The sequence below is a fragment of the Sphingobium yanoikuyae genome (assembly GCF_013001025.1).
GTDB lineage: Bacteria > Pseudomonadota > Alphaproteobacteria > Sphingomonadales > Sphingomonadaceae > Sphingobium > Sphingobium yanoikuyae_A.
Genome location: NZ_CP053021.1, coordinates 39,827 through 52,041, shown reverse-complemented (window position 1 = coordinate 52,041; position 12,215 = coordinate 39,827). Strand labels below are relative to the sequence as shown.

14 protein-coding genes are annotated in these 12,215 nt (G+C 67.1%); 7 read left to right on the top strand and 7 right to left on the bottom strand.

Annotation, left to right across the window (positions count from 1 at the left end; translation table 11 throughout):
• Window positions 1–22 precede the first annotated feature (22 nt).
• The 5 genes from HH800_RS00275 to mscL all read right to left on the bottom strand — a co-directional run bounded on the left by HH800_RS00275 (window position 23) and on the right by mscL (window position 4,278).
• Window positions 23–388, bottom strand: a complete 366-nt coding sequence (locus tag HH800_RS00275) for a response regulator (protein WP_004210416.1) — start codon at window positions 386–388, stop codon at window positions 23–25.
• Window positions 389–472: 84 nt separating this feature from the next.
• On the bottom strand, window positions 473–910 hold the full coding sequence (locus HH800_RS00270; RefSeq protein ID WP_017500268.1) for a chemotaxis protein CheW: 438 nt from the start codon (window positions 908–910) through the stop codon (window positions 473–475).
• An 11-nt stretch (window positions 911–921) separates the two neighbouring features.
• Window positions 922–3,291 carry a chemotaxis protein CheA gene (locus HH800_RS00265; RefSeq protein ID WP_169859771.1) on the bottom strand — a complete coding sequence of 790 codons (2,370 nt, stop codon included), beginning with the start codon at window positions 3,289–3,291 and terminating at the stop codon, window positions 922–924.
• A gap of 136 nt (window positions 3,292–3,427) precedes the next feature.
• Window positions 3,428–3,700 carry a hypothetical protein gene (locus HH800_RS00260; RefSeq protein ID WP_004210413.1) on the bottom strand — a complete coding sequence of 91 codons (273 nt, stop codon included), beginning with the start codon at window positions 3,698–3,700 and terminating at the stop codon, window positions 3,428–3,430.
• Between the two features lie 143 nt (window positions 3,701–3,843).
• On the bottom strand, window positions 3,844–4,278 hold the full coding sequence (mscL, locus tag HH800_RS00255; RefSeq protein WP_004210412.1) for a large conductance mechanosensitive channel protein MscL: 435 nt from the start codon (window positions 4,276–4,278) through the stop codon (window positions 3,844–3,846).
• Window positions 4,279–4,379: 101 nt separating this feature from the next.
• On the opposite strand from mscL, the gene HH800_RS00250 reads away from it, so the two are divergent.
• From HH800_RS00250 to HH800_RS00230, 5 genes are read left to right on the top strand one after another with little or no spacing between them, the layout of a single operon-like run.
• Window positions 4,380–4,982 carry a LemA family protein gene (locus tag HH800_RS00250; protein WP_004210411.1) on the top strand — a complete coding sequence of 201 codons (603 nt, stop codon included), beginning with the start codon at window positions 4,380–4,382 and terminating at the stop codon, window positions 4,980–4,982.
• A 13-nt stretch (window positions 4,983–4,995) separates the two neighbouring features.
• Window positions 4,996–5,502: a TPM domain-containing protein gene (locus tag HH800_RS00245; protein WP_169859769.1), complete on the top strand. Its 507-nt coding sequence runs from the start codon at window positions 4,996–4,998 to the stop codon at window positions 5,500–5,502.
• A gap of 2 nt (window positions 5,503–5,504) precedes the next feature.
• Window positions 5,505–6,305 carry a TPM domain-containing protein gene (locus HH800_RS00240; protein WP_169863149.1) on the top strand — a complete coding sequence of 267 codons (801 nt, stop codon included), beginning with the start codon at window positions 5,505–5,507 and terminating at the stop codon, window positions 6,303–6,305.
• Between the two features lie 50 nt (window positions 6,306–6,355).
• Window positions 6,356–6,982, top strand: a complete 627-nt coding sequence (locus HH800_RS00235; RefSeq protein ID WP_169863151.1) for a TPM domain-containing protein — start codon at window positions 6,356–6,358, stop codon at window positions 6,980–6,982.
• Complete coding sequence (locus HH800_RS00230; RefSeq protein ID WP_169859767.1) at window positions 6,979–7,521, top strand: NUDIX hydrolase; 543 nt, start codon at window positions 6,979–6,981, stop codon at window positions 7,519–7,521. Before HH800_RS00235 ends, HH800_RS00230 begins: the two co-directional genes overlap by 4 nt.
• A 111-nt stretch (window positions 7,522–7,632) precedes the next feature.
• Here the strand turns inward: HH800_RS00230 and HH800_RS00225 are convergent, their stop codons facing one another.
• Complete coding sequence (locus HH800_RS00225) at window positions 7,633–8,091, bottom strand: DUF6456 domain-containing protein (protein WP_169859765.1); 459 nt, start codon at window positions 8,089–8,091, stop codon at window positions 7,633–7,635.
• Window positions 8,092–8,191: 100 nt separating this feature from the next.
• Here HH800_RS00225 and HH800_RS00220 point away from each other — a divergent pair, with 100 nt between their 5' ends.
• Together HH800_RS00220 and HH800_RS00215 are read left to right on the top strand one after the other, a co-directional pair.
• Window positions 8,192–8,755, top strand: a complete 564-nt coding sequence (locus HH800_RS00220) for a helix-turn-helix domain-containing protein (protein ID WP_004210404.1) — start codon at window positions 8,192–8,194, stop codon at window positions 8,753–8,755.
• 57 nt (window positions 8,756–8,812) lie between these two features.
• Window positions 8,813–9,982 carry a glycosyltransferase gene (locus HH800_RS00215; RefSeq protein WP_099233291.1) on the top strand — a complete coding sequence of 390 codons (1,170 nt, stop codon included), beginning with the start codon at window positions 8,813–8,815 and terminating at the stop codon, window positions 9,980–9,982.
• A 487-nt stretch (window positions 9,983–10,469) separates the two neighbouring features.
• Here the strand turns inward: HH800_RS00215 and HH800_RS00210 are convergent, their stop codons facing one another.
• On the bottom strand, window positions 10,470–12,107 hold the full coding sequence (locus tag HH800_RS00210; RefSeq protein ID WP_169859763.1) for a molybdopterin oxidoreductase family protein: 1,638 nt from the start codon (window positions 12,105–12,107) through the stop codon (window positions 10,470–10,472).
• Window positions 12,108–12,215: the final 108 nt, after the last annotated feature.

Genomic DNA, 12,215 nt, shown 5'->3' with positions numbered 1-12,215 from the left:
TCCTCGAAGGGAGGGACCGGGCCTAGATGACCCCGACGATCGCCAGCTTGCTCTCCAGCGTCTCGCGGTCGAACGGCTTCATCACATATTCGTCGGCACCGGCCTCGACCGCCGCCTTGATATGGCTGATGCCGTTTTCCGTGGTGCAGAAGATGATCTTGGGCCGGGCCTCCATCTTGGTGGCCGACAGCGCCTGCAGGAATTCCATGCCGCTCATCACCGGCATGTTCCAGTCGAGCAGCACCACATCGGGCAGGCTGGCCTCGCACTGGGTCAGGGCATCCTGCCCGTCCACCGCTTCGGTCACGGTCAGGTCCAGCGATTCCAATATGTGGCGTGCCACTTTGCGGATGACCTTGGAATCATCGACGACCAGGCAGTTCTTCATGAAGCGTCCCTTTGATTTTTACGTGCCGGGAGGAGAGGCGTAAACGCGAAAGGCGAGCAAATGGTAAACGATGCGGCCAAGCGATCAGGCCGCCTGTGCCTGGGCACCGGCCTCGATGAAGCCGGCCAGCGACACCAGCAGATGGGGCACGCCCTCATGCTCCACCACGCCCCGCGCAAAGGGCATCCAGGCCGGGTCGAGCTGTCCGCGCAGCGGCAATTCGCCCTCCGGCACGCGACAGATATCCGACACGCCATCGACCATCAGGCCATAGCTATGACCGCTGATATTGGCGATGATCGCCAGGTCGCGCTGGTCGGCCGGGGTCGCGCGCCCATGAATCAGGGCGGCGACATCGATGATCGTCAGCACCCGGCTGCGCAGCGCGGAAAGACCCGCAACATGCACGCCCATGCCGGGCACGGGCGATATCTCGGTCAGCTTGACCACCGCCTCGACCTCACTGGCGTCGACCGCGATGCGGGCGCCGGCCAGCGTCGCCAACAGATAGAGTTGCTCCATCGCTCTTCCCCTTATCCGCGCGCGCCGGACAGCGCCGCCATCAGCGCGTCCTGGTCATAGCGGTAGATGCTGGCATCCATCGGCCCGGTCGCCCGTGGCGTGGCGCGCAGATGCACCACCCGGCATCCCATGATCTCGGCCACCTGCCCGACATCGCCGGCCGAATAGAGCACGATATCCTGCGCATCGACGGCATCGCCCGGCAGGCCCAGCACCACTTCATGCCCGGCCTGACGCAGCAGCGGCGCCAATATCTCGCGGGTCCAGCCATCCTCCGCATCGGCCAGCAGGCAACGGCCCCGGCTGTGCGGCGCGATCGGCTCCTGCGGCAGCGCGGCGAACAGGGCGAAGGGGTTGATGACCTCCAGATGCTCGCCATCGACCACCGCGACACCGCTCAGCATGCCGTGCATCGCCACCATGTCCGGCACCAGCGGCATCTGGACGATGTCCAGCACCGCCGCAACCGGGTAACAGGCTTCCAGGCTGCCATCGCGCAGGCGCAGCGCGCAGACCTTGTCCTCGGCAAAGGCATGGCGGCCGTTCACCACCGGCACCAGCCGCTCGTCCAGCCGGACGAAGGCCTGGCCGCCGGACCGGCCGAACAGGCTGGCGTCGATATCCTCGACCCGCTCGATCAGCGACAGGCGCAGCAGGCGCCGTTCGCCCGACAATTCCTCGAAGCGCAGCGCCGCCACCATTTCGACGCCCGCCTCCTGCGCGGCGGCATCCGCCACTGCGCCATGGGCGCGATCGTCGATCAGGTTCGGCAGGCGCGCCGCATTGGCCAGGCCCGCCGCATCCAGCAGCAGCATCGGCTTGCCATTGTCGGGCAAGGTCATGCCGGCATAGACGCCGCTCGCCATCACCAGCGGCGATGCGGGACGGATCACCAGTTCCTCATGATTCTCGACCGCGGACACGCCCATGGCAAAGGGCACGCCGGTCGCCGATCGCACCACCATCACGGCGCGCGGTCCGATCTGCTGTGGCTTGTCCATGCCAAGCACATCTTCCAGGTCGATCATCGAATGGCGGATCGACCGGATCGTCGCGATCTTGGCGCCGCCGACATCGGCAATCTGCATCATCTCGTTATTGTCGTGCAGTATCTCGACCACCGCCGCGCGCGGGATCGCGAAATGCAGTCCGCCGGCGCGCACGATCAGCCCCGGAATGATGGTCAGCGTCAGCGGCACGCGCAGCGTGATGCGCAGCCCCTGCCCCGGATGATTGTCCAGCGCGATGACGCCGCCGATCCGTTCGATATTGGCCCGCACCACGTCCATACCGACGCCACGGCCCGACACCGCCGTCACCTTGGCGGCCGTCGTCAGCCCCGGCTGGAAGATCAGGTCCAGCTTGTCCTGCTCGGTCATCCGCGCCGCCGCATCGGGCGTCAGCCGCCCGGCGGCGATCGCCTTTTCCACCAGCCGCGCGGTGTTGATGCCGGCGCCGTCATCGCTGATCTCGATCACGATCTGGTTGCCCGACTGGCGCGCCTCCAGCCGCAACCGGCCAGCCTCCGGCTTGCCCGCCGCGCGACGCCGCTCGGGCGTCTCGATACCATGGTCGATGCTGTTGCGCACGATATGGGTGAGCGGGTCGACGACCATCTCCACCATCTCGCGGTCCATCTCGACATCGCCGCCTTCCAGGCTCAGCTCGATCCGCTTGTCGAGATCGCGGCTCAGGTCGCGCACCATGCGCGGCATCGCCGCGAACAGGCGCTCGACCCGCTGCATGCGGGTCTTGGAAATCACGTCGCGCATGTCCGCGACACAGGTGGACAGCCGCTCGAACGCGCTGTCCAGTTCGGGGTCGGCCGACCGGTCGCGCAGCTTGCGCGACAATTCGTTGCGCGCCAGCACCATGTCCGACACGCCGTTCATCAGTTGATCGATCAGCGACAGCGGCAGGCGGATGGTGCGCAGCGCCTGGCCCTGGCGCACCGCCGCGACCGGCGCCGCGGGCTCTTCGGGCTCCGCTTCCTCGGCGGGCGCGACCGGCGCCTCCACCTGCGTCAGCGCGCCGATCAGATATTCGTCATTCTCGTTGGGCAAGGCCGCGCCGCGCGCCACCGCCTCGGCCAGTTCGCCGATCCGGTCCATGATCGCCAGCACTGCGCTGACGGTCGCGGGATCGGGCTTGCGGTTGCCGGCGCGAATCTCCGACAACACATCCTCGGCCACATGGCTCAATTTCTCGAAGCGCGGCAGATTGAGGAAGCCGCAGCTCCCCTTCACCGTATGGAAGAAGCGGAAAATGGCGTCCAGCCGCTGGCTATCGCCCGGATTGGCCTCCCAGGCGACGACCTCGCCCGCCAGAGCCTCCAGCGTTTCCTGCGTTTCGGATATGAATTCCTGAAGTAACTCGTCCATTCCCACGACCTTTGGATGCGCGCGAGGGCACCATGGCCGGCCGTGGTTAAGGGGCCGTTAAAGGCGCGGGCGGGCAAAGAAAAAGGGCGCCGCAAGCGCGACGCCCCTTTGGCCCGATGGTCGGTGCCGCAGCGGATCAGTGCTGCTTCTTCTCCACCGCGTCGGCGGCAGCCTCGCCCGCTTCGCGGGTGGCGTCGGCCTTGTTCTCCAGCGCGTCGGCCGCATTTTCGGCTGCATTCTCGGCGTTGCCCGACAGGTTGTCGGCCATCGCTTCCATGTTCGCGGCCTGGTTGTCGAGAGCGTCCGCCTGATTCTCGTAGGCATTCTCGACCTTGTTTTCCTGCTTGGAATCGCACGCAGCGAGCGAGACCATGCTGGCAAGGCCAAGGATTGCGACGAAGCTTTTCACAGCGTTTTCTCCTGTTACGCCCCCTCAGGGCTGACATATTCGACACGAGGTTCGGAACGGTCCTTGCCATCCCGAACCCTGACGCCGATCAACCGGCCGCGCCCCCAATGGTTCCCATCAGGGCATCGGTTCGTCGCAATCGCTTATTTTTTCAGCGAGTCGCGAATCTCGCGCAGCAGCACGATATCCTCCGGCGTGACCGCTGGTGCCGGCGCTTCCTCGGGCTTGGCCAGAACCTTGTTCACCAGCTTCACCAGCAGGAAGATGATGAAGGCCAGGATGATGAAATTGACCAGCACGGTCAGGAACTGGCCCCAGCCGAACATGGCGACACCGGCTGCCTTCAGGTCGGCATAGCTGTTGGGATTGCCCTTGAACCCCTCGGGCAGGTCGCCCAGGCGCAGGAAGTAGCCCGAAAAGTCAGCGCCACCGAAAAGATAGCCGACCACCGGCATGATCAGGTCATCGGTCAGCGACTTGGTGATGGTGGCGAACGCGCCACCGATGATGACACCAACCGCCAGGTCCATGACATTGCCGCGATTGATGAACGTCTTGAATTCCGAAATCAGCCCCATGATGAACCTCTTGTCTCGCCTTCGATAAACTCTGCATGGCCCGTTGCACGCCATCCGACAACGCCCTATTTCCGTCAGCGAAACAGAGCCGAGGATGTTCCATGCTTTTCCCGCGTCGCCTCTCCCGCCTTTTGCTGCCGGTCATGGGCGCGCTCGCGCTGTCCGCCTGCGGCATCAACAGCGTCCCCACTGCCGAGGAAAATGCCAAGGCCAAATGGGCTGACGTCCAGGCGCAATATCAGCGCCGCGCCAACCTCACCGGCAATCTCGTCGCCACGGTCAAGGCCGCCGGCAAGCAGGAACAGGCGACGCTGACCGCCGTGACCGAAGCCCGCGCCAAGGCGACCTCGATCCAGATCAACGCCGCCGACCTGTCCGATCCGGCCAAGGTCGCGCAATATCAGGCCGCCCAGGCACAGCTGAGCCAGGGCCTTGGCCGCCTGCTCGCCTCGGTCGAGGCCTATCCCGACCTCAAGACCAACGAGAATTTCCTCCAGCTCCAGTCGCAGCTGGAAGGCACGGAAAACCGCATCGCCGTCTCGATCCGCGACTATAATGAAGCGGTGCAGGCCTATAATACCCGCATCCGCACCTTCCCCGACGCGATCGGCGCCAAGCTGATCCATGGCGCAAAGCCCATGGCCCCGTTCCAGGCGGTCACGCCCGGCGCGGAAGAAGCGCCCAAGGTCGACTTCGGCAACTGAGCCGATCGCGATGATGCGGCGCCTGCTGCTGGTCCTGCTGCCCCTGCTTGCTGCCTGCAGCGGGGCTGCAGCCGATGCGCCCAAGCCGGCCTTGGAGCTGACGGGTCGCGTGGTGGATAAGGCAGGCTTGCTTGATAGCGCGACCGCGACGGCCCTGACCGCCCGCCTTGCCCGGCTGGAACGACAGACCGGCGTACAGATGGTGATCGCCACGACACCCACTCTCGGCGGCGAGGCGATCAACGATTATTCGCTGCGGCTTGCACGCAGTTGGGCGCTCGGCAGTAAGGAACGTAATGACGGTCTTTTGCTTCTCGTTGCGCCGACCGAGCGCAAGGTCCGCATCGAAGTGGGCAAGGGTCTGGAGACGGTGATGAAGGACGAGGTCTGCGACCAGATCATCCGCCGCATGATGATGCCGCATTTCACGGCCGGCGATCCGCAATCCGCGATTCTCGCCGGATCGGGCGCTATGATCGAGGTGCTGGAACATCGCCCCGCTCGGAAGGTGGCGGCATGAAGATGCTTCGCTCTATACTGCTGGTCCTTGCGCTGCTGGTCTTCATGCCGGCGGCGCAGGCGCAGACCTTTCCCAAGCTGACCGGCCAAGTGGTCGATGCCGCCAACCTGCTCTCGCCGCAGCAGGAGCAGGCGCTGACCGCCAAGCTGGCCGCGCTCGACAAGCAGAGCGGGCGGCAGGTAGTGGTCGCCACCGTCCCCGATCTCCAAGGCTATGAGATTGGCGACTATGCCTATCAGCTCGGCCGCAGCTGGGGCATCGGCAGCAAGGAAAAGGACGACGGCACGATCCTGCTGGTCGCCCCGAACGAGCGCAAGGTGTGGATCGCTACCGGCTATGGTGTCGAGGGTATCGTCACCGACGCGCTTGCCTCGCGCATCTATCGCACCGCCATCATACCGCGTTTCAAGGCCGGCGACTTTCCCGGCGGCATCGACGCAGGTGTCAACGAACTCGCCACCCTGCTGACCCTGCCGCCCGAGGAGGCGAAGGCACGCGCCGCCGCAGCCGAGGCGGAGCAGCGCAAGGGCGACAGCGGCGGCGGCGCCGTGATGCTGGTCTTCTGGGTCATCGTGATCGTCATCGTCGGCATATCGATGTTCGCCAGCCGCGGCGGTCGCGGTCGCCGCTATCGCGGCGGCGCCGGCCCGGTCATCATCTGGGGCCCGTCCGACAGCGGCTGGGGCAGCGGTGGTGGTTCGGGCTGGGGCAGTGGCGGCGGTGGCTGGGGCGGCGGCGATGGCGGCGGCTTTTCCGGCGGTGGCGGCAGCTTTGGCGGCGGCGGTGCGGGAGGCAGTTGGTGAAGCCGGTACAGTTCAGCGAACGCGATCATGACCTTGTCTCGGCCGCCGTGATGGAGGCCGAAAAGCAGACATCGGGCGAGATCGTGCCGATCGTCGCGCGTCGGTCCGACGCCTATCATGATGTCGGCCTGCACTGGGCGATCGGCACCGTGTTCGTCGCCCTCGCCTTCTTCGCCTTCTTCCCGGACTATCTGCGCGACCTGGCCGGCCGGCTGCTGGGCGATTGGGACCATCAGGTCGCCGACTGGAAGATGCTGACCCTATTGCTCGGCGACCTGATCCTCGACTTTCTGGTGGTGCGCTACCTGCTCGCGATCATGCCGCTGCGCATGGCGCTCACCCCGCGCGCGACCAAGGCGCGCCGGGTGCGCCGCCGCGCCATATTGCTGTTCCGCGCCGCTGCCGAGGCCCGCACCGCCGGCCGCACCGGCGTCCTCATCTATCTCTCGCTCGACGAGCATCGCGCCGAAATCGTCGCCGACAAGGCGATCAACGATCGCGTCACGCCCGAAGCTTGGGGCGAGGCGATGGCGCTGCTGATCGATGCGGTGCGCGACGACCGGCCGGGCGAAGGGCTAGCCCTCGCCGTCGGCCGGGTCGGCGCGATTCTGGCGCCGCACTTCCCCCGCGCCGCCGACGACATCAACGAACTGCCGGACAGACTGATCGAATTATGAGCGATAATGACTGGAATGCGCCCGAGGAAGTCATGTGGACCGGGCGCTTCATCACCGCGAAGAAGCGCGGCAAATGGGAATATGTCGGCCGCGCCCGCGGCATCCGTGCCGCCGTCATCCTGGCGATCGACGAGGATGCGGACGGCCGCCATGTCCTGCTGGTCGACCAGTATCGCGTACCGCTCGGCAAGCGCTGCATCGAACTGCCCGCAGGCCTCGTCGGCGATCATGACGCTGGCGAGGACGCCAGCCTTGCCGCCAGCCGCGAACTGGAGGAGGAGACCGGCTATCTCCCCGGTCGCCTCGAATCGCTCGGCGAATTTTTCAGCTCGCCCGGCATGGTCTCGGAAAGCTTCACCCTGTTCCGCGCCCATGATCTGGTAAAGACCGGCGAGGGCGGCGGCGTCGACAGCGAGGATATCCGCGTCCACCGCGTCCCCCTCGCCACCCTGCCGGACCAGATCGCCGCCTGGCGCGAACAGGGCTTCGCCATGGACGTGAAGCTGCTCCTGCTCCTCGGCGCAGGGTTCATCGCCTGAATGCAAACATACCTCGCCCCTCCCTTCCAGGGAGGGGTTGGGGTGGGTAGCGAGCGCAGCGAGCTTCTGCCCCATCGACGTAGACCGCCGCTTGCGCGGCACACCCACCCCTCACCCCACCCGATACCAGTCCGCCACCCGGTCGAGCGCCAGCCCCAGCACCAGCTTGCCCGCGCGGCTGGGCCAGCCCAGCGCCCGCTCCGCCGGCCCCAGCCCCTCGCCCGCGCACACCACCCGCCACAAGATATCGGCCAGTCCCGGCCCCGCCGCCCGCACCGCACCATCGAACCGCTCGCGCGCCGAGAGTTGCGCAGCGCTCGGATCGGGCATCGCCGCTGCGCCGCCCCGTCGCCGCTCCGCCGGCGCCCCGTCCCAGCGCATCGTCACCCGCGCGCCCAGCCCCGCCTGCTCCCAGTCGCGCCGCAGCCTCTCGCCCGCCGCCAGTTGCCGATCGCTCACATGGCCCCGCGCATGCAGCCAGCCGATCGGCGATTCCCCCAGATGCAGCTTCACTGCCTGCATCTTGCCGGCAGGGTCTTCGATCATACGGTCGATAAACTGGGCGGCCATGGCGGCATCTCCTGACAGGGTGGGAAAGGCCAGGGGCTTGCCACGGCGGATAATCTGTAGGAAAGAGAAAACCAAATAGGTTATCAACCCGAGGACAGCCATGATCACCCGCATCCGCGAGGTCCGCAAGGCCAAGGGCCTGACGCTGGAACAGGTGGGCCTGCTCTGCCTGCCGCCTACCACCGCCCAGACCATCGGCCGGCTCGAAACCGGCACCCGCACCGTCTCGGTCAAATGGCTGAACCGGATTGCCGATGCGCTCGGCGTCACCAGCGCGGAACTGGTCGCCCTGCCCGGCCAGAGCGAAGTGCCCGTCGCCGCCCTGCTCGGGCCGGAGGGCGCGCGCGCACCGGTCCGCGCCCTGTCCTTCCCGCCGCCCGTGCCCGCCGACGGCATGATCGGCATCCAGGTCAATGCCAGCATCGGCGACTATCGCAGCGGCGACGCCATCTGGTGCCGCCGCATCGCCCCGGCCGATTTCGCCAGCGCCTTGAACCGCGACGTCCTCTTCCCCCGCCCCGCCGGCCGCTTCCTGTTCGGCCGCCTCATCGGCCGCGAGGGCGACCGGCTCCAGATATTGCCGCTCGGCCATGGCGCCCGGCAACAGGTGCTGACCGACCCACCCTGGGGCGCAGTGGCGGTGCAACTCGTCCGACGGCTATAGCCAAGCGCCCCCGCCACGCCTAAGCCTCGCTTAACCGACATGCAGTAGGGAGGGCCCATGACACTCAACGTCCTCACGCTTTCCACGCTCTTCCCGGACATGAGCCGGCCCAATTTCGGTGTCTTCGTGGAGCGACAGGCCCGCGAACTGGCGAGCCGCCCCGACGTCAGCGTCACCGTTGTCGCCCCGATCGGCATGCCGCCCTGGCCGCTGTCGCGCGCCGGCCGCTATGCCCCGCTGCGCGCCCTGCCGCCCAAGGAAAGGTGGAAGGATCTGACCGTCTATCGGCCGACCTTCCCGATCATCCCCAAATTCGGCGGCCGCACCAATGTCCTCACCATGACCCGCGCCATCCTGCCGCTGGTCAAGCGGCTGCACGCCCAGACCCCGTTCGACGTCATCGACGCCAGCTTCTTCTTCCCCGATGGTCCGGTGGCCCAGCGCCTGTCGAAGGCGCTCGGCATCCCCTATTCGGTCAAGGCGCGCGGCGCCGACATTCATCATTGGGGCACGCAGCGCGGCACGAAGAAGATGGTGAAGCGCGCCGCCGACGGCGCCGCCGGCCTGCTCGCCGTGTCGGCCGCGATGCGCCGTTCCATGGGCCGGATGGGCATCGATGCCGACAAGATCCGGGTCCATTATACCGGCGTCGATCTCGACCGCTTCGAAATCGCCGACCGCGATCAGGCCAAGGCCGCGCTCGGCTTCGAAGGGCCGCTGATCCTCTGCGTCGGCGCGCTCATCCCGCGCAAGGGGCAGGATATTCTGGTCCGCGCCCTGCCCCAGCTGCCCGGCACCACCCTGCTGCTCGCGGGGCAGGGCCAATATCGCCGGATGCTCGAAAATCTCGCGCAGGAACTGGGCGTCGAACGGCGCATCGGCTTCCTCGGCTCGGTGCCGCACGACCGCTTGCCGCGCCTCTATGCCGCCGCCGACGTAATGGCGCTGCCGTCGGAATCCGAAGGGCTCGCCAATGCCTGGGTGGAATCGCTCGCCTGCGGCACGCCGATCGTCATCACCGATGTCGGCGGCGCGCGCGAACTGCTCGACCGCCCCGAAGCCGGCAAGATCGTCGATCGCGAACCCGAAGCCCTGGCCGAAGCGATCGCCGACATATTGGCAGACCCGCCCGAACGCGACGCCGTTCGCGCCGCCGCCCTTCGCTTCACCTGGACCGCCAATGGCGACGCCCTGCTCGATCATCTCACGGGCATAACGCGAGGCTGAAGCTATCCAGAATATAGCCCTAGCCCTCCGCTGGGATGGCAATGTTGGGTGGCTTACGGCCATCCCACCGACGTCATGCTGAACTTGTTTCAGCATCCATCAAGCCTAACAAACCATTGGTCTATTGGGAGGAATGGACCCTGAAACAAGTTCAGGGTGACGATGATGGGATGGGCGGTTCTTGGTCGGTAGCAGCCCCATCGCTTTCCTACTCTCGCCCTTTCTGTTCCACATGCTTCGATGGAACGCCGCGCCCTTTCCCGCCCCCCACTGCCGCCGCCCAAGCGACACTGTCGCGTCGCTGTCCTTTCCCTGTCGCCTCGCTGTCGCGTCGCAGGCGCGGCACCGGCGCCCGATCGGCGCGCGGCCATTACCCCGCGCCGACCGACCTGACGCAAATCCGCCAAAAGACGCGCCACCATAGGCCGCACAACGGTGTGAACTTTCTACTGTCGCGTCGGCGCCCCGTCGCCCGGCGATCTACCGCCTAGGACAGAGGCAGCAGGCGGGCCTTGCCATCCGGCGTCGGGAAGCGCCCCTCGTCGAACGGCAGCTCGCCCCAGCGCCAGGGGGTCAGTTCCTCATAGGCGGGGTTGGAAATCGGGGCATGGCGGCGCAGGTTGAGCAGCCGCGCGCCGTCATTGCCATAGGCGGTCAGGCGCACATGCTCGCGATAGATTTCCGCCGCCCATTCATAATGGAAGGCCGCCTGCCAGCCCATCGCGCGCGCGACCTGGGTGACGATCCACCAGTCGGGCTTGGCTTCGCCGGGCAGCGGGAACAGCCGGCGCTGGCGGCTGATCAGCCGGTCCGCGCCGGTCAGCGTGCCGTCCTTCTCGACCCAGCTGGCCGATGGCAGCGCGATGCCGCGCCCGTCCCGCTCGGGATCGGCCCAGGGGGTGGAGCGGATCGCCAGCGGCACCGCGTCCAGCGCCGCGCGCAGCCAGGCCGGATCGATGCCGTCGCCGCTTATGCTCCACAACGCGCGGATGCGCCCGCTCCGCACCGCGTCGGCCAGTTCCGCGCCGTCCAACCCCGGCCCGGTCGCCATCGCCTCGGCCGACCAGAAACGGGTTATTTCGGCCATCGCTTCCGCCGTGAAGCCACGATGCGCCGCAAGCCCCGTCGCATTGCAGCCGACCTCGCGCCCGCCCATGCCATTGGCCGCGGCTGTCATGGCAAAGGGCGCCGCCCCTGGCCTGCCGATCCGTCCCGTCGCCAGATGGAAATCGATCACTGCCCGCGCCAGCCCCTCGTCCGCGCCGCCAAACAGCGTCACGATCCGCGGCACGGCGGCGATCCGGTCATAGAGCGCACGAAGCTCCACCGGCGACAGGCCGCACCCCCGCGCCACCGACCACAGATCATGGCGGGTCCGCAGTTGCGCCCAGAAATCGTCGGGCACGCTGACATTGCGCGCCAGATAGTCGGCATCGGTCGCGCCGACATCATGGCAATGGCGCAGCAGTCCGGCGATCCAGGACGCCATGCGGTCGCGCGGCACTTCGATGCGCAGGTCGGCCTCGATGCTCGTCCCCTCGCCCGGCGGCGCCAGCAACAGCAGTTCGACGCCCTGATCGGCCCGCGCCGCCGCGATCCGCGCATTCAGCACCGGATGATCCTGCGCCAGATCCGCGCCGATCATCAGGATCAGTTCGGCCCGCTCGATATCCTCATAGGCGGCGGGCATCACATCCTCGCCATAGGCCGCGCGCTGCGCCAGCGCCGCGCCGTCATTCGCCGCCCAGCCCGCATCGACATGGGCCGAACCGATGAAGCCCTTCATCAGCTTGTTGGCGACATAATAATCCTCGGTCAGCAGGCCGCCGCCGACATGCAGCGCCACACTGTCCGGGCCATGCTGGGCGATCACCGCCGACAGCCGCCGCGCGACCTGCGCAATCGCCTTCTCCCAGCGTTGCGGCCGACCGTCGATCATCGGCTGGAGCAATCGCCCTTCCAGCCCGACCTCTTCCGCGACCTCCAGCCCGCGCCCGCACAGCCGCCCGGCATTGGCCGGATGCATCCGGTCGCCCTCGACCATCAGGTCGCGATCCTCGCCGGTAATAGCGCGCAGGCCACAGCCGACGCCGCACCGGCCGCAAAGCGTGCGTATCACTGCCATGTCAAAGGGCTGCGCGGGTCCGGCCGGAACGGACGAAGGGGGGAAGGATCGGCGTCACCAGCGCCTGCTTAGCGGATCGCACGCGGCGACAAAAGCATGTGCCGACAA

Bases quoted from the DNA above. Each gene is read 5' to 3' on its own strand.
- HH800_RS00275 (WP_004210416.1), bottom strand. From the start codon at position 388: ATGAAGAACTGCCTGGTCGTCGATGATTCCAAGGTCATCCGCAAAGTG.
- HH800_RS00270 (WP_017500268.1), bottom strand. From the start codon at position 910: ATGGAGCAACTCTATCTGTTGGCGACGCTGGCCGGCGCCCGCATCGCG.
- HH800_RS00265 (WP_169859771.1), bottom strand. From the start codon at position 3,291: ATGGACGAGTTACTTCAGGAATTCATATCCGAAACGCAGGAAACGCTG.
- mscL (WP_004210412.1), bottom strand. From the start codon at position 4,278: ATGGGGCTGATTTCGGAATTCAAGACGTTCATCAATCGCGGCAATGTC.
- HH800_RS00250 (WP_004210411.1), top strand. From the start codon at position 4,380: ATGCTTTTCCCGCGTCGCCTCTCCCGCCTTTTGCTGCCGGTCATGGGC.
- HH800_RS00245 (WP_169859769.1), top strand. From the start codon at position 4,996: ATGCGGCGCCTGCTGCTGGTCCTGCTGCCCCTGCTTGCTGCCTGCAGC.
- HH800_RS00240 (WP_169863149.1), top strand. From the start codon at position 5,505: ATGCTTCGCTCTATACTGCTGGTCCTTGCGCTGCTGGTCTTCATGCCG.
- HH800_RS00235 (WP_169863151.1), top strand. From the start codon at position 6,356: ATGGAGGCCGAAAAGCAGACATCGGGCGAGATCGTGCCGATCGTCGCG.
- HH800_RS00230 (WP_169859767.1), top strand. From the start codon at position 6,979: ATGAGCGATAATGACTGGAATGCGCCCGAGGAAGTCATGTGGACCGGG.
- HH800_RS00225 (WP_169859765.1), bottom strand. From the start codon at position 8,091: ATGGCCGCCCAGTTTATCGACCGTATGATCGAAGACCCTGCCGGCAAG.
- HH800_RS00220 (WP_004210404.1), top strand. From the start codon at position 8,192: ATGATCACCCGCATCCGCGAGGTCCGCAAGGCCAAGGGCCTGACGCTG.
- HH800_RS00215 (WP_099233291.1), top strand. From the start codon at position 8,813: ATGACACTCAACGTCCTCACGCTTTCCACGCTCTTCCCGGACATGAGC.
- HH800_RS00210 (WP_169859763.1), bottom strand. From the start codon at position 12,107: ATGGCAGTGATACGCACGCTTTGCGGCCGGTGCGGCGTCGGCTGTGGC.